Below are 15,437 nucleotides of genomic sequence, written 5' to 3'. Positions count from 1 at the left end.
CGGCCTTGGCTGTTCCTGGCTCTGCGTAGGGCGCGCTGCTTATAGCTGGTCGCGGGGTTCGTCGTCCCCGGCCGGGCGCGGTGTGCGCCGCTCGTGGCGAGGCGGTGTGCGGCACCCGGGACGGGCGCGGGGCGCGGCGGGCATTGGTGCTTCCCGGGGGCGGCGGGAATGGCTCAGATGAAATTCAGGGGGCGGGAAGTGGAACACTTCCGCACGGACGGGGCGTGCGGAAGTGTTCCTCAAAGCCGCGGGCGACGTGGAGCGGACCGTCGCCGTCCCGCAATGACGGGTTCAGTGCCCGCCCGCGTCGATGAAGCGCTTGCGGGAGCGTTCGATCTCCTGCTCGGCCTCGACGCGTCCGGTCCAGCTCGCGCCCTCGACCGATTTGCCGGGCTCGAGGTCCTTGTAGACCTCGAAGAAGTGCTGGATCTCCAGCCGGTCGAACTCGGGCACGTGGTGGATGTCGCGCAGGTGCTCCTGGCGCGGGTCCGTGGCCGGGACGCACAGCAGCTTGTCGTCGCCGCCCGCCTCGTCGGTCATCCGGAACATTCCGACCGCGCGGCACTTGATCAGGCAGCCGGGGAAGGTCGGCTCCTGGAGCAGGACCAGGGCGTCCAGCGGGTCGCCGTCCTCGCCGAGGGTGTCCTCCACGAAGCCGTAGTCGGCCGGGTACTGCGTCGAGGTGAACAGCATCCGGTCGAGCCGGATCCGACCACTTTCGTGATCGACCTCGTACTTGTTCCGCTGGCCCTTCGGGATCTCAATGGTGACGTCGAAATCCAAGATGTCCTCCGCTCCCTGCGCGGTCGCAGTGAATAGTCTTTCGGGAGTCTGTGCGGGTGAGGCCTACCCCCACAGCGTGGGTGTTCCCGTATACAAGGATGTCGCACGATGGTGAGTGCTGAGTGAGAGGGGCGATCAGATGCCGGCCCGGGGTCGCCCCCTGTTTTTGATCACGCTGTCCCTCCTCAATATTTTCACCGCCGCCGCAGGGCTGGCAGTGGCGAAACTCACACCCGAAAATCGTCTGTCGCCGCAGCCTCCCGCCGTCGCGCGGCGCGACGTGGTGCGGACGGTGGCGGCGTCCTCCGAGGCCGGTGACCACGCGCGTGTCCCCGGGGCCGCCCTGGCGGGACGGCTGACCGGCCTGCTGAACGGTCCTGGCGCCCCGATCAACGCGGTGGTGATCGACGCGGTGACACGACGTCCCCTCTTCGAACGGAACGCGAGCCGGCCCGCGACACCGGCGTCCACGACGAAGCTGGTCACCTCGGTCGCCGCGCTGGCCGCGCTCGGGCCCGCACACCGGATCGCCACACGGGTCGTCAAGGCAAACGGGAACGGCATCGTACTGGTCGGAGGCGGGGATCCTACCCTGACCGCCCTGCCGCGCGCTGGAGGCGGCCACCCGGTGTTCGCGTCCCTGGGGGAGTTGGCTCGGCAGACGGCGGCGGGGCTCAAGGCGTCGGGCGTCCGGCGGGTCCGGGTGGACTATGACGTCTCGGCCTACCAGGGGGCGACCACCGCTCCCGGGTGGAAGCCCAACTATCTGCCGGACGGTGAAGTGGCGCCGCTCACCGCGCTCACCGTGGACGAGGGCCGCGTGTCCCCGGGGAACGACGAGGTGAAGTCACGCGTCGCCGACCCGGCGAAGGCGGGGACGGCGTCGTTCCTGCGCCTGCTGCGGCAATACGGGGTGGCCGCCGTGCCGGGACGCCGCACCGTCGCGCCCAAGAGCGCCGCCGCGCTGGGCGCCGTCCAGTCCCCAACGGTCGCCGAACTGGTCGAGCACCTCATGACCGTCAGCGACAACGACGTGGCCGAGGCGATGATCCGCCAGGTCGCCATCAAGCTCGGCAAGCCCGCCTCATTCGGGGGAGGGGCACAGGCGGTGCGCGAGGTGCTCTCCCGCTTGGGCGCGGCGGACGGGGTGCTCACCTACGACGGCAGCGGCCTGTCCACAGGAAATCGCATCACGCCCATGGCGCTGGCAAGGCTCGCCTCACTCGCGGCATCTCCGGAGCGTCCCGAATTGCGCGCGGCCATCACCGGTATGCCCGTAGCGGGGTTCACCGGGACGCTCAGCCCCCCTCGCTACACGGGGCCGTCCAGCCAGGGCGGGGCCGGTGTCGTCCGGGCCAAGACCGGGACGCTCTCCGGCGTCAGCACCCTGGCCGGAGTCGCCCACGACGCGGACGGACGCCTGCTGGCCTTCGCGTTCATGGCCGGAGACGGGAAGGGCCCCGTAGACCCCGGGAAACTCGACCAACTCGCGGCGGCCGTCGCCACCTGCGGTTGCTGACACCGCTGCTTGTGGGCGGAAGCTCACAGAGGCGCGCGCGTGTGGCGGGTCCTGTACGGGAGATAACCAGAACGGTTGTTCGTTGAACGATCGGGCAGGGGCGCCGCGGCGCCGGAACCGAAACGTACGGTGGAGTACATGAGCGCCTCAATGATCGACTGGAACGTGGCGGTCCAGACCGGGACCCGGCTCGTGCGGCCGGGACCGCAGGTCGCCCAGGCCGAGGCACGCGAGGTCGTGGACGAGTTGCGCGAGCTTTCCCGGCTCGCCGAGGGACACGTCCGCGAGTTCACCGGCATCCACACCGAGACGGCGCTCGCGCCGGCGACGGTCGTGGACCGGCCCGGCTGGATCCGGGCGAACGTCGACGGCTTCCGGGTGGTCCTAGAGCCGCTGATGGAGCAGATGGCCGAGCGCAAGGGGCCGGGCCTGCTCGGCGCGGGGGCGGGCAATGCCGTCGTCCATGCCGTGGGGTCCAGGGTCACCGGGATGCAGGTCGGCGCCATCCTGGCCTACATGGCCAGCCGGGTGCTGGGGCAATACGAACTGTTCCTGCCCCCCGACCCGTCCGGCAACGCCCCGACCGGACGGCTGACTCTCGTCGCGCCCAACATCGTCAGCGTCGAGCAGGAGCTCGGCGTCAACACCCGTGACTTCCGCCTCTGGGTCTGCCTGCACGAGGAGACCCACCGTGCGCAGTTCACCGGGGTGCCGTGGCTGCGCGAGTACGTCCAGGAACAGATGACGCAGTTCCTGCTGGCGTCCGACCTCGACCCGGGGGCGATGCTCGACCGGATCAAGGACGCCGCCGAGGCGGTGGCCGACGCCGTGCGCGGCAGCGGCGAGGCCAACCTGATCGACGCCATCCAGTCGCCCGAGCAGCGCGAGATCCTCGACCGCCTCACGGCCGTCATGACGCTCGTGGAGGGCCACGGCGACTACGTGATGGACGCGGTGGGCCCCGATGTCGTCCCGTCCGTGCGCGACATCCGGTCGCGCTTCCAGGGGCGCCGCGAGGGCGGCACACGCCTGGACAAGACCATCCGCCGCCTCCTGGGCATCGACCTGAAGATGAAGCAGTACGCCGAAGGCTCCCGCTTCGTCCGCCGCGTGGTGACCGAGGTGGGGATGACCGAGTTCAATCGGATCTGGGAGTCGCCGGAGACCCTGCCGACCCACGACGAGATCAAGGAGCCCGCCGCCTGGATGGACCGCGTCCTCGGACCACGTGCCCTCGACGCGCCCCCCGAAGCCAACGAGGCCTGACCCCGCTCCCGAATGCCGCCCCCACCTCTACCTCACGCATGCCCATCGGGTTCCGCGAACCATCACGCCCTGATGGGTTTGAGGGTGTGTGTGCAGAGCGGGGTGAGTGAGGGTGGGGCCTGAGCCTGCGGTGGCGGAGGTGCGCGTTGCGGTGCGGCGTGCGCTTGAGGGGCTGCCGGTCGGGGGCCGGGTGCTTGTCGCCTGTAGCGGTGGGGCCGATTCGCTGGCCCTGGCGGGGGCGCTGGCCTTCGAGGCTCCCCGGCGCGGTTTTGACGCCGGTGGGGTGACGATCGACCACGGGCTTCAGGACGGGTCGGTGGAGCGGGCCGAACGGGTTGTCAGGACGATGGTCGGCCTCGGGCTCGACCCCGCTGGATCTGTGGCGGTGACGGTCGGGGGCGAAGGCGGGCCCGAGAACGCGGCCCGGGAGGCGCGCTATGCGGCCCTAAACGAGGCCGCACGGCGACTGGGAGCGGCCGCGGTTCTCTTGGGCCATACACGGGACGACCAGGCCGAGACGGTTCTGCTTGGGCTCGCGCGCGGTTCCGGTGGACGTTCCCTGGCCGGTATGCCGGTGGAGTTCGAGCGTGGCGCGCGCTACGTGCGTCCCCTTTTGGACGTCGACAGGACGACCACGCGACGCGCCTGCCTGGCCATGGGCCTGGAGCCGTGGGACGACCCCCACAACGAGGACGCCGCCTTCACCCGGGTACGGGTGCGCCGAGAGGCGCTGCCCGCGCTGGAGAAGGCTCTCGGCCCCGGGGTGGCGGACGCTCTGGCGCGCACCGCGAAGATGCTGCGCGATGACGCTGATGCTCTGGACGAGTTCGCCGCGCGCGCTTGCAGCGACCTGGAGGACGGCCCGGACGGTCTATCGGTTGAGGGTCTGGAAAAGCTCCCCCGGGCCGTCCGAACCCGAGTGTTGAGGATGGCGGCGATCAAGGCCGGAAGTCCACCGGGTACGCTCGCGGCCGTCCATATCGATGAGGTGGATCGGCTGCTCACGGCGTGGCGGGGACAGCGTCACGTCGACCTCCCGGGGGGGCTGAGGGCGATCCGGCGGTATGGGAAGCTGCTGTTCGTTTCGGTTTGACGCCGTAACGTGTTGATGTGATAACGCACTGCGTTTGTCGCGATGAGGGTGGGATTGTGGACGAGAAGGACCTGGGCGCCGACCTGGCGAAGGTACTGATCCCCGAAGACCAGTTGCGGGCCAAGGTGCGCGAGCTCGCGGCGCAGATCGACGCCGACTACGCGGGCAAGGACCTGCTCCTCGTGGGCGTCCTCAAGGGCGCCGTCATGATCATGGCGGACCTGGCGCGCGAGCTGCACACTCCGGCGTCCATGGACTGGATGGCGGTGTCGTCGTACGGATCGGGGACGAAGTCGTCTGGCGTGGTCCGAATTCTCAAGGACCTCGACACCGACATCCTGGACCGCCATGTGCTGATCGTCGAGGACATCATCGACTCCGGCCTGACGCTCTCGTGGCTGGTGAGCAATCTGCGTTCGCGAGACCCCGCGTCGCTGGAGATCTGCGCGCTGCTGCGCAAGCCCGAGGCCGTCAAGACCGAGATCGGATGCCGTTACCTCGGGTTCGACATTCCTAACGAGTTCGTCGTGGGCTACGGGCTCGACTACGACGAGAAGTACCGGAACCTGCCCTTCGTCGGCACCCTGGCGCCGCACGTCTACGGCGGAAACGCCTGAAACGGCGCCCTGGGCCGGACGACGCGCACGTCGGGGTGCGTGTCCGGCGGAAGCGCACCCAAGCGCCGCTCCCCGGGGACGCTTGAACGGCTGTGGTTTCGGTGGGGACGATTCCCCGGCGCTAGGGCCCCGCGAGGGCGACGGGTACGCGGGTGTGGGGGTGTTGTCCTACAGTGCGTCCAATGGGCTTCTGTGTGATCCTGGCGCGGCTCGGTGTGGCCTGACGTAACCCCTAGGGAACAAGGGGCTTCGCCGAATCGTTGCAAAGGGCGTTGGCGGGTATGTCGACAGGATCAGGGATCGACGCTGGCTGCGTCCCCTGTGCCTGCGGTGTACCGTCGGTATCCCGGGCCTTGGGTCAGGGAAGCGCATGATGGCGGCCGCATCGGCGGGCAGCTCATCGGAGCAGCGCCCCGTCGGAGCGGGGACTGCCGTGCACAAGCCGGGTTCACAGACGTTGGTCAGGAGGGACGGGCCCCGAAGGGGTTACCGGATAAATGGACGTGAAGCGCTATTTTCGCGGGCCGCTGCTGTGGATCCTGCTAGTCGGCTTGTTGGTCGCCCTTGTCATGTGGGGGATCAACCCTGGCCGTTCCTACGAGAAGACCGACACCTCCACCGTGATCAAGGAGATCAAGGCCGGTGAGGTGAAGTCCGCAAAGATCATTGACAAGGATCAGCGGATCGAGGTCACGCTCAAGAACGGCAAGCAGCAGCAGGCCTCCTGGGTTGACGGTCAGGGTCTCCAGCTGCAGAACCAGCTTCAGCAGCAGGTCGAGGCCAAGAGCCTGCAGAGCTACAACGTCGATGTTCCCAAGCAGAGCTTCCTTTTGAACCTGCTGTTCAGCCTGCTTCCCATCGTCGTCATCGTGCTGATCTTCCTGTTCATCATGAATCAGATGCAGGGCGGCGGCTCCCGGGTGATGAACTTCGGGAAGTCCAAGGCGAAATTGATCACCAAGGACACTCCCAAGACCACGTTCGCCGACGTGGCGGGGGCCGACGAGGCCCTGGAGGAGCTTGAGGAGATCAAGGACTTCCTCCAGAACCCGGCCAAGTTCCAGTCCATCGGCGCCAAGATCCCCAAGGGCGTGCTGCTTTTCGGCCCGCCCGGAACCGGTAAGACGCTTCTCGCCCGCGCAGTCGCGGGAGAGGCGGGCGTCCCGTTCTACTCGATCTCCGGCTCGGACTTCGTCGAGATGTTCGTCGGTGTCGGCGCCTCCCGGGTGCGCGACCTGTTCGAGCAGGCCAAGGCCAACGCCCCGTCCATCATCTTCATCGACGAGATCGACGCCGTCGGCCGCCACCGCGGCGCCGGCCTGGGCGGCGGTCACGACGAGCGCGAGCAGACCCTCAACCAGCTGCTGGTCGAGATGGACGGCTTCGACGTCAAGGGCGGCGTGATCCTGATCGCGGCGACCAACCGTCCCGACATCCTCGACCCGGCGCTGCTGCGTCCGGGCCGCTTCGACCGGCAGGTCACCGTCGACCGTCCCGACCTTGAGGGCCGCAAGGGCATCCTGCGCGTCCACGGGCGGGGCAAGCCGTTCGCGCCGGACGTCGACCTCGACGTCATCGCGCGCCGCACCCCGGGCTTCACCGGTGCCGACCTCGCGAACGTGATCAACGAGGCGGCGCTGCTGACCGCGCGGTTCGACCGCAAGCTGATCGACATGGACACCCTTGAGGAGTCCATCGACCGCGTGATGGCCGGGCCCGAGCGCAAGACCCGCGTCATGTCCGAGAAGGAAAAGAAGATCATCGCCTACCACGAGGGCGGTCACGCACTGGTGGCGCACGCGCTGCCGAACGCCGACCCCGTCCACAAGGTGACGATCCTTCCGCGCGGCCGGGCCCTGGGTTACACCATGACCCTGCCGATGGAGGACAAGTTCCTCACCACCCGCTCGGAGATGACCGACCAGCTGGCCATGCTGCTGGGCGGCCGCACCGCCGAGGAGCTGGTGTTCCACGAGCCGACCACCGGCGCGTCCAACGACATCGAGAAGGCCACCTCGATCGCCCGCAACATGGTCACCGAGTACGGGATGAGCGAGCGCCTGGGCGCCCGCAAGTTCGGCACCGGCGCGGGCGAGGTGTTCCTGGGACGCGACATGGGCCACGAGCGCGACTACTCCGAGGACATCGCCTCGGCGATCGACGACGAGGTCCGCCGCTACATCGAGGCCGCCCACGACACCGCGTGGGAGATCCTGGTGGAGTACCGCGACGTCCTGGACGACCTGGTCGTCAACCTGATGGAGAAGGAGACCCTCTCCAAGGACCGGGTGATGGAGATCTTCGCGCCGATCACCAAGCGGCCGCTCCAGAAGTCCTACACCGGCTACGGCAAGCGGGTGCCGTCCGACCGTCCGCCCGTGCTGACGCCCAAGGAGCTGGCCCTGATGGGCCCGCAGGACGTCGCCGAGCTCACCGACACGACCAAGAACAACGGCCAGGGTGCGTCGGTGGAACAGCCCGCCGACCCGTCCCACGGTGAGAGCTGACGGATTTGACCATCCCGTACGACGACGTCCCGATGGAGGACGACCCGCCGGGGTTCGACCATGAGCGGATCGAGCGGGCGGTGCGCGAGATCCTGTTCGCGATCGGGGAAGACCCCGGTCGCGACGGGCTCCGCGACACCCCCGCTCGCGTCGCGCGCGCCTACGCCGAGCAGTTCGCCGGCCTGCGCCAGACCCCCGAGGACGCCCTGACCACGGTGTTCGACGCCGACCATGACGAGATGGTCCTGGTGAAGGACATCGAGGTCTACAGCGTCTGCGAACATCACCTTGTACCGTTCCACGGCGTCGCGCACGTCGGGTACACGCCCAACAAGAAGGGCCAGATCACCGGGCTGTCCAAGCTCGCCCGGCTGGTCGACGTGTTCGCCCGCCGTCCCCAGGTCCAGGAGCGGCTGACCAGCCAGGTCGCCGACGCCCTGATGCAGGTCCTCGAACCGCGCGGCGCGATCGTCGTGATCGAGGCCGAGCACCTGTGCATGACGATGCGCGGCGTCCGCAAGCCGGGCGCCAAGACCGTGACCTCGGCCGTCCGCGGCGATTTCCGCGAGCACGCCGAGACCCGTGCCGAGGCCATGAGCCTGATTCTCGGCCGCATGTAGATCGTTCCACGTCGACCGGCCGGTGAGGCCCGCCTCACCGGCCGCTCAACGTCCGGGCCTGGGGCCGCTCGCGGATCGAGGGCCCCAATCCCATCGTTCGAGGCCGGACCCGCGTCCGTTGCCCGAGGCCGGACCCGCGTCCGTTGCCCGAGGCCGGACCCGCGTTCGTTGCCCGAGCCCGGACCCGCGTCCGTCCCCCGAGGCGGGCCCGCATCCGTCCCCCGAGGCTGAGCCCGAGCCCGTTGTCCGAACCCGGGCCCGTCCCCCGAGGCGGGCCCACATCCGTTGCCCGAGGCGGCCCCCATCCGTCCTCCGAGGCGGGGCCCGCGTGCGTTGTTCGAGGCCGGGCCCACATCGGTCGTTCGAGGCCGGGCCTGCGTCCGTGCTCCGATGCCGGGTCCGAGCCGCGACGGGCTCGCATTGCCGCCGTGGCCGCCGCGGCTCGGGAGGCTTGGTGGAGGGCGCTCTCAAGGCCCTCGGTGGACGCGGGGAAGGCCCCGCCCGGCGCGTGGGGCGCTCGCGATCAAGGCATAGGCTGGTTCACATGACCACAGCCGTTGTTCCGGGGCTGCCCGCGCTCGGGCGCTGCCTCGTCATGGGCGTGGTCAACGTGACTCCGGACTCCTTCTCCGACGGCGGTGCCTGGTTCGATCCCGACAAGGCGATCCAGCATGGGCTCGACCTGGTCACCGAGGGGGCCGACGTCGTCGACGTGGGCGGCGAGTCCACCCGTCCCGGCGCGCAGCGGGTCTCGCTGGACGAGGAACTGCGCCGGGTCGTCCCCGTCATCGAGGCCCTGGCCGCCCAAGGCGTCCCGGTCAGCGTCGACACCATGCGCGCCGAGGTGGCCGAGGCCGCCGTGGCGGCGGGGGCGCGGCTGGTGAACGATGTCAGCGGCGGACTCGCTGACCCCGCGATGCCCCAGGTGGTGGCGGCGACGGGCGTCCCGTATGTCGTCATGCACTGGCGCGGCCACAGTCACGACATGGCCAGCCGGGCCATCTACGCGGACGTGGTCCGCGAGGTCCGCGACGAGCTTCTGTACCGGGTGGACGCCGTCCTCGCCGAGGGCGTCGACCCTTCCATGATCGTCCTCGACCCGGGGCTCGGATTCGCCAAGAGCCCCGAGGCGGGCCACAACTGGTCGTTGCTGGCCCATCTCGGATCGCTCCTGGACACCGGGTATCCCGTCCTGGTGGGCGCCTCGCGCAAGCGGTTCCTCGGCCGCCTCCTGGCCGGGCCGGACGGCTCGCCGCGCCCCTTCGCCGACTGCGACGACGCCACCGTCGCCATCACGTCCCTGGCCGCCGTGGCCGGTGCCTGGTGCGTCCGCGTCCACCGTGTCCGTCCCAACGCCGACGCCGTCCGGGTGGCCGGTGCGATCCGCCACGCCGCCGAAACGGCCGGCCCGACCCCAGAGTCAGGGAGCGCCCACCGATGAGCCGTGCCCTCAACCGTTCCGATCTGGAAGAGGCCAACGCGGAGTTCTACGCCGCGATCGAGGCCGGAGATCTGGACCGGATGTCGGCGGTATGGGCGGACGGCACCTACGCCGACGGCGTGTGCTGCGTCCACCCGGGGTGGTCGATGCTGCGCGGCCGCGAGGAGGTGCTGCGCTCGTGGGCGCTGATCATGGCGAACACGAGCTACATCCAGTTCGTGCTGACCGAGGTCGAGGCCGACGTTTACGGCGACCAGGCCGTGGTCACCTGCAAGGAGAACATCCTGACCGCCGACGAGGACACCGAGGCCGGATTCCTGGCCGGAGGGAGCATCGTGGCGTCCAACGTATTCGTCCGCTCCAGTGGAGAATGGCGGCTGCTGCTCCACCATGGTTCACCCATCCTGAACGTCACCGAGGAAGAATGACTCTCGACCTGATAGAGCTGCGCGGGCTACGGGCCCGGGGCCGCCACGGCTGCCTGCCCGCCGAGCGTGAACTGGGGCAGGAGTTCGTGGTGGACGTCGCGCTCGGACTCGACACCCACCCCGCCGCCACAGACGATGATCTGTCGCGTACGGTCGACTATGGATCGCTCGCGGGCCGCCTCGTCGGCGTCGTCGAGGGGGAGCCCGTCAACCTCATCGAGACGCTGGCCGAACGGCTGGCGAAGGTCTGTCTGGAAGACGCCCTGGTGACCGAGGTCGAGGTCACCGTCCACAAGCCGAGCGCACCGGTGCCGCACCCCTTCGCGGACGTCGCCGTGAAGATCAGGAGGAGTCGCCCATGACCGCGTCCGATCGCATGCCCGACCGCACCGCCACGGGTGGGCACATGCTCGTCGCCCACCGCGTCGTGTTCTCTTTGGGCAGCAACCTCGGCGACCGGCTGGACAACCTTCAAGAGGCCGTCGACGCGCTCTTCGACGCGCCCGGGCTGAACTTTGTGGCGTTGTCGCCGGTCTACGAGACCGCGCCCTTCGCGCCCCCCGGGGAGGAACTGCCCCCGCAGGGCGACTACCTCAACATCGTGCTGATCGCCGACACTCGCCTCCCGCCGGAGAACCTGCTGGAACGGGTGCTGAACATCGAGCACTCCATGCAGCGCGTACGCGAGGTCCGCTGGGGCCCCCGAACGCTCGACATCGACATCGTGACCTTCGGCAACGTCACCTCGGGCGACCCCGACCTGACGCTGCCGCACCCCCGCGCGCACGAGCGCGGGTTCGTGCTCGTCCCGTGGGCCGACATCGAGCCGGATGTCCACCTGCCCGGCCACGGCCGCGTCGGCGACCTGGCCTCGGCCAAGCTCGGCCAAGACGGATCGGAGGCTCTGCGCCGCCGGGACGACCTGACCCTGCAGCCGCCTGCATGAAGCCCACCCGAATCTCGTCCCTGATCAGCCTGGTCGTGGTGCTGGGCCTGATCACCTGGGCGGTCCTGGAGACGGCCTACGTCTCCCTGCCCGTCCTTCCGTGGACGGCGGTACCCACCCTGCTCCTGCTCGCCCTGGGCGAGGGCTTCACCGCCGTCAACATCCTGCGCCGAATCCGGCGCAAGCCCAACACCCGTCCGGTCGAGCCCCTGGTCGTCGCCCGGATGGCGGCACTCGCCAAGGCCACGGCCCTCGCGGCCTCGGTACTGGCGGGCGTCTTCGGCGGATTCGCCCTGAGCCTGGCGGATTCGCTCGACAAGCAAACCCCCCGCGAGGACTTCTTCGTGAGCGCGGGCACCTTCCTGTCCGCCGTCGTCCTGGTCGGCGCCGCCTACTTCCTGGAGTTCGCGTGCCGCGTCCCCAAGGACCCGGACGAGGAAGCCCGCGACCACGGCGCCTCCCGCGCCTGACCCCACCCGGCGCCGCCCCCGAAAGGGAGCGGCGCCGGGGCCCGATCCCACCCCCTGGCAAGTTCTGTCAGTGCGTCGCGGCTTTGGGGGGAACGGCGGGGCGGAGGAGGTAGGGGACGCTGGCGGTGAGGAAGCGGCGGGGGAACTCGTCGCGCAGGCGCCACAGGCCCGCGTCGATGACGAAGTGCGCCATGACCGCGCCGAGGTAGGCGCCGTAGAGGCCGCGTTCCATTGGCAGGGACGAGGTGTGCAGCTGCGAGGCGTAGTTGAGGGCGACGCCGCCGATCAGGGCGATGGACATCATGACCGCGAGGCCGGTCGGGCCGCTGCGGCCCCGGCGCGGTGCTCCGGCGACCAGGCCCATGATCAGTAGGTACTGGTAGCCGTGGGCGATCGTGAGTCCGGCGACGGCGGCGTAGGGCGAGGTGAAGACGAAGACCGGCGCGAAGAAGAGCAGGGAGATCAGGTAGACCGTCACGAAGCCCGCGGGTCGGTTGGGACGGTGTGCGAGGGCGTGGAGGCCGAGGAGGACGCCCGCGACGAAGACGGCGAGCGCCGCCGGGAAGAGCGCGCGCAGACGCGGCTCGACGCCGAGCTGGAGCAGCTCGGGGTGGCAGACCAGGCCCGCGATGCCGCCGATCCCCGCGATGACGATGCCGAGGCGTTCGGGCTTCAGGACCGAACCGCCTCCCTGCGAGACTCCGGCGAGCGCGGCCATGCCGAGGTTCTGCTTCTGGAAGTGAAAGAACTGCCAGGCGAAGTAGGCCAGCAGCGCCCACTCAAGCCGCTCATACGGGACGAGCACGGCGACGAGCGCCGTCCCGGCGATCAGGGCGGCGGGGACGATCAGGTACCGGGTGCGGTGGACGAGGGCGTGCGCGCGGATCTCGGGGAGTGTGTAGAACCACGCGGTCGAGGCCACATGCATGGAGGAGCCGAGGAACAGCAGCGCGCCGAGCGCCCGTCCAGGCTCCCGCGCACCGGACGGCGCCAGGACGATCGCGGCCGCGAAGGCCCCGAGCGAGAGCGCGATGGTGCCCGCCAGCCAGGTGCGCCGCAGAACCCGGAAGATGTCCGGCGGCGCACCGACCGCCGGATCAACCGCCGCCACAGCCCACCGCGGCCCCCGCCGGGGTCGTGAAGAGCACGAACATCATGGCGGCGACGCCGAGGAACACCAGGACGCCCAGCGGCAGCGCGATCGCCAGGGCCTTGTTGCGCCCACGCGGTGCGGGCTTCCCCCACGACGTCCACGCGTCCTGCTGATGCCCGGACGGCCCGGGGACGTGGTCCACGGGCGCCCAGTCGGTCATCTGCGTCATGACCCCTCCTTGTGTTGATCACCTCATGTGACGTCGGCGGAGGGGCGCGGGTTCATTGGCCGGCGTGGCCCGCGATGAAGCGCAGCGGGCCCTGGGACGGCGAAGTCACTTGTCGACGTCGCCGACGACGAAGAACATCGAGCCCAGGATGGCGATCATGTCGGCGACCAGGTTGCCGGGCAGCAGCTCGGCCAGGACCTGGATGTTGTTGAACGAGGCCGAGCGCAGCTTCATCCGCCACGGGGTCTTCTCGCCGCGCGAGACCAGGTAGTAGCCGTTGATGCCGAGCGGGTTCTCGGTCCAGGCGTAGGTGTGGCCCTCGGGGACCTTCAGGACCTTCGGCAACCGCTGGTTGATCGGGCCCGGGGGGAGTTCGACGAGGCGGTCGAGGCAGGCGTCGGCCAGGTCGAGGGACGCGTGGACCTGGTCGAGCAGGCACTCGAAGCGCGCGAGGCAGTCGCCCTCGGTCCGCGTCACCACGCGTGGTTCGAGGTCCCCGTATGCCAGGTAGGGCTCGTCCCGCCGGAGGTCGAAGTCGACGCCGGACGCGCGGGCGATCGGGCCTGAGACGCCGTACTGCAGGATCTGCTCCCGGGTGAGGACGCCGACGCCCCGGGTACGGGCGCGGAAGATCTCGTTGCCCATGATCAGATCGTCGATGTCGGACATCCGGGCCCGGACGTCGGCGACGGCATGGCGGGCGCGGCCCGTCCATCCGGCGGGGAGGTCCTCCTTGAGACCGCCGACGCGGTTGAACATGTAGTGCATGCGTCCGCCGGAGATCTCCTCCATGACGCGCTGCAGCGTCTCGCGCTCGCGGAAGGCGTAGAAGATCGGCGTGATCGCGCCGACCTCCAGCGGATAGGACCCCAGGAACATCAGATGGTTGAGGACGCGGTTGAGCTCGGCCAGCAGCGTCCGCGCCCACACCGCCCTGGGCGGGACCTCCATGCCGAGCATCCGCTCGACGGCCAGCACCACGCCCAGCTCGCTGGAGAACGCCGAGAGCCAGTCGTGCCGGTTGGCCAGCACGATGATCTGCCGGAAGTCGCGGACCTCGAACAGCTTCTCCGCGCCCCGGTGCATGTAGCCGATGATCGGCTCGGCGTCGGAGATGCGCTCGCCGTCCAGCCGCAGCCGCAGCCGCAGCACGCCGTGTGTGGACGGATGCTGCGGTCCGATGTTGAGGACCATGTCTTCGGTGGCCAGCTCCTTGGCCCCGGCCCCGATCCCGACGATCCGCTCGGTGGTCATCGCCGCGGCCCCGGCCCGGCGGCGCGTGAACGATCGCTCCTCGTCACGTGCTCGCTCCTTCCGCTCGCCAGCTCGCTGGTCACCCTGACATCGTCCCATGGCGAGCAGTGCTCGCTTTCCTGTTGACTAGGGGGCAATGAACGCAAGCCATGGCGAACCGCCTTACGAGCCTCCGGCGCCCCAAGGGGAGCAGCCGCCGCCCGGCCATGTTCCGGCCGGGCCGCCGCCCATGGCGCCCTACGGGCCGCAGGGCGGCCCCGCCTACGCACCGCAGATCGGCGCTCTGCGTCAGTACCCCGCCGACCAGGCGTTCGCCCCCGGGGGCGGGCTGGCGTGGTCGCACATCTCCAAGCGCTACACCTTCCAGCGGCTGGCGTCCGCCGTCCTTTGGGCGGTCCCGGTCGGCCTCATCGGTGGATTCCTGGTGTCCCGGGGCGGCGGAATCCTCGGCGCCAGCCTGTGGACCGCCGCCGTCGTGATCTCGATCGTGCTCGCCTGGATCATCGCCGAGATGGCCTACCGCGCCTACGGTTTCGCCGAACGTGGTGACGATCTGCTGGTCATGCACGGCGTCTTCGTCAAGCGCCTCATCGTCGTCCCGTATGGACGCATGCAGTTCGTCGACGTCACCGCCGGGCTCCTCGAACGCTGGATGGGAATCGCCACCGTCCGCATGCACACGGCCGCCGCCGCCACGGACGCCCTCATCCCTGGCCTCCCCGCCGCGGAGGCCGCCATGCTCCGCGACCGCCTCGCCAAAAAGGGCGAGGAACGGAGCATGGGCCTGTGAACCCCCCTCACGACGAGCCCCCACCGGACGGCTCGCCGTCCTCCCCGCCCCCAGGCGCCGACGCGCCGCCTGCCGCAGGCCCGGAGTCCGCGCCCGGCGCCGGTCCGACTCGTGAGCAGCCCGCCACCCCGCAAGCCTCGGACGCTGACTCGTCGGCCCAGCCACCGCCCGCCGAGACGCCTTCGGGGGAGCAGCTTTCGTCCGATCAGGGCGGGACGTCCGCTGGGCACGCGGGGTCTTCTGGGACGCGCTTTGACACGGCACAGGCCCATGACAACGGGGCCCCGGCGCCTCCTGGCCGACCCGAGTTCCTCAGCCCTTCAGCCCCGTACCCGCAAACTGCACCCCCGCAGCCCCCACCTCCCGGGCAGCCCCCGCCCC

At 69.9% G+C, this 15,437-nt stretch carries 16 protein-coding genes; 12 read left to right on the top strand and 4 right to left on the bottom strand.

The features are described from left to right. Positions 1 to 291 precede the first annotated feature (291 nt). Positions 292 to 783: an inorganic diphosphatase gene (locus ACQPY4_RS38695; RefSeq protein ID WP_433329809.1), complete on the bottom strand. Its 492-nt coding sequence runs from the start codon at positions 781 to 783 to the stop codon at positions 292 to 294. A gap of 217 nt (positions 784 to 1,000) precedes the next feature. Between ACQPY4_RS38695 and dacB the strand changes: the two genes are divergently transcribed. The 11 genes from dacB (at position 1,001) to ACQPY4_RS38640 (ending at position 11,690) form a co-directional block, all read left to right on the top strand. Then, positions 1,001 to 2,302: a D-alanyl-D-alanine carboxypeptidase/D-alanyl-D-alanine endopeptidase gene (gene dacB / locus ACQPY4_RS38690; RefSeq protein ID WP_433329807.1), complete on the top strand. Its 1,302-nt coding sequence runs from the start codon at positions 1,001 to 1,003 to the stop codon at positions 2,300 to 2,302. 138 nt (positions 2,303 to 2,440) lie between these two features. After that, positions 2,441 to 3,568, top strand: coding sequence for a zinc-dependent metalloprotease (locus ACQPY4_RS38685; RefSeq protein ID WP_433329804.1), 1,128 nt, complete (start codon positions 2,441 to 2,443; stop codon positions 3,566 to 3,568). A gap of 112 nt (positions 3,569 to 3,680) precedes the next feature. Then, a complete protein-coding gene (gene tilS / locus ACQPY4_RS38680; RefSeq protein WP_433329801.1) occupies positions 3,681 to 4,661 on the top strand; it encodes a tRNA lysidine(34) synthetase TilS in 981 nt (326 codons plus the stop codon). A 56-nt stretch (positions 4,662 to 4,717) separates the two neighbouring features. Further along, entirely contained in the window at positions 4,718 to 5,278 is a 561-nt protein-coding gene (gene hpt, locus ACQPY4_RS38675) for a hypoxanthine phosphoribosyltransferase (protein ID WP_433329799.1), read from the top strand. Between the two features lie 497 nt (positions 5,279 to 5,775). Then, the gene (ftsH, locus tag ACQPY4_RS38670) at positions 5,776 to 7,785 is read left to right on the top strand and encodes an ATP-dependent zinc metalloprotease FtsH (RefSeq protein WP_433329797.1); all 2,010 of its coding nucleotides are present in this window, start codon (positions 5,776 to 5,778) and stop codon (positions 7,783 to 7,785) included. A gap of 32 nt (positions 7,786 to 7,817) precedes the next feature. Beyond that, complete coding sequence (folE, locus tag ACQPY4_RS38665; RefSeq protein WP_433339208.1) at positions 7,818 to 8,405, top strand: GTP cyclohydrolase I FolE; 588 nt, start codon at positions 7,818 to 7,820, stop codon at positions 8,403 to 8,405. A 544-nt stretch (positions 8,406 to 8,949) separates the two neighbouring features. Then, the gene (gene folP, locus ACQPY4_RS38660) at positions 8,950 to 9,846 is read left to right on the top strand and encodes a dihydropteroate synthase (RefSeq protein ID WP_433329794.1); all 897 of its coding nucleotides are present in this window, start codon (positions 8,950 to 8,952) and stop codon (positions 9,844 to 9,846) included. Further along, positions 9,843 to 10,274: a nuclear transport factor 2 family protein gene (locus tag ACQPY4_RS38655; RefSeq protein ID WP_433329792.1), complete on the top strand. Its 432-nt coding sequence runs from the start codon at positions 9,843 to 9,845 to the stop codon at positions 10,272 to 10,274. Before folP ends, ACQPY4_RS38655 begins: the two co-directional genes overlap by 4 nt. Continuing rightward, positions 10,271 to 10,636 carry a dihydroneopterin aldolase gene (gene folB / locus ACQPY4_RS38650; RefSeq protein WP_433329790.1) on the top strand — a complete coding sequence of 122 codons (366 nt, stop codon included), beginning with the start codon at positions 10,271 to 10,273 and terminating at the stop codon, positions 10,634 to 10,636. Before ACQPY4_RS38655 ends, folB begins: the two co-directional genes overlap by 4 nt. Next, on the top strand, positions 10,633 to 11,220 hold the full coding sequence (folK, locus tag ACQPY4_RS38645) for a 2-amino-4-hydroxy-6-hydroxymethyldihydropteridine diphosphokinase (RefSeq protein WP_433329788.1): 588 nt from the start codon (positions 10,633 to 10,635) through the stop codon (positions 11,218 to 11,220). The genes folB and folK overlap by 4 nt, the downstream gene beginning before the upstream one ends. Further along, on the top strand, positions 11,217 to 11,690 hold the full coding sequence (locus tag ACQPY4_RS38640) for a DUF3180 domain-containing protein (protein ID WP_433329786.1): 474 nt from the start codon (positions 11,217 to 11,219) through the stop codon (positions 11,688 to 11,690). The genes folK and ACQPY4_RS38640 overlap by 4 nt, the downstream gene beginning before the upstream one ends. A gap of 67 nt (positions 11,691 to 11,757) precedes the next feature. Here ACQPY4_RS38640 and ACQPY4_RS38635 read toward each other — a convergent pair whose 3' ends face one another. The 3 genes from ACQPY4_RS38635 to ACQPY4_RS38625 form a co-directional block, all read right to left on the bottom strand. After that, positions 11,758 to 12,801 carry a hypothetical protein gene (locus ACQPY4_RS38635; protein WP_433329784.1) on the bottom strand — a complete coding sequence of 348 codons (1,044 nt, stop codon included), beginning with the start codon at positions 12,799 to 12,801 and terminating at the stop codon, positions 11,758 to 11,760. Then, positions 12,788 to 13,012, bottom strand: a complete 225-nt coding sequence (locus ACQPY4_RS38630) for a hypothetical protein (protein ID WP_433329782.1) — start codon at positions 13,010 to 13,012, stop codon at positions 12,788 to 12,790. The genes ACQPY4_RS38635 and ACQPY4_RS38630 overlap by 14 nt, the downstream gene beginning before the upstream one ends. A gap of 105 nt (positions 13,013 to 13,117) precedes the next feature. Then, on the bottom strand, positions 13,118 to 14,266 hold the full coding sequence (locus ACQPY4_RS38625; protein WP_433329780.1) for an NADH-quinone oxidoreductase subunit D: 1,149 nt from the start codon (positions 14,264 to 14,266) through the stop codon (positions 13,118 to 13,120). 136 nt (positions 14,267 to 14,402) lie between these two features. Here ACQPY4_RS38625 and ACQPY4_RS38620 point away from each other — a divergent pair, with 136 nt between their 5' ends. Further along, positions 14,403 to 15,056, top strand: coding sequence for a PH domain-containing protein (locus tag ACQPY4_RS38620; protein WP_433329778.1), 654 nt, complete (start codon positions 14,403 to 14,405; stop codon positions 15,054 to 15,056). The last annotated feature ends 381 nt before the right edge of the window (positions 15,057 to 15,437 follow it).

Origin of the sequence: Spirillospora sp. CA-294931, from assembly GCF_050946795.1 — a bacterium.
Lineage (GTDB): Bacteria > Actinomycetota > Actinomycetes > Streptosporangiales > Streptosporangiaceae > Spirillospora.
The sequence above is the reverse complement of the archived record's forward strand: the minus strand, read 5'-3'. Positions and strand labels throughout refer to the sequence as shown.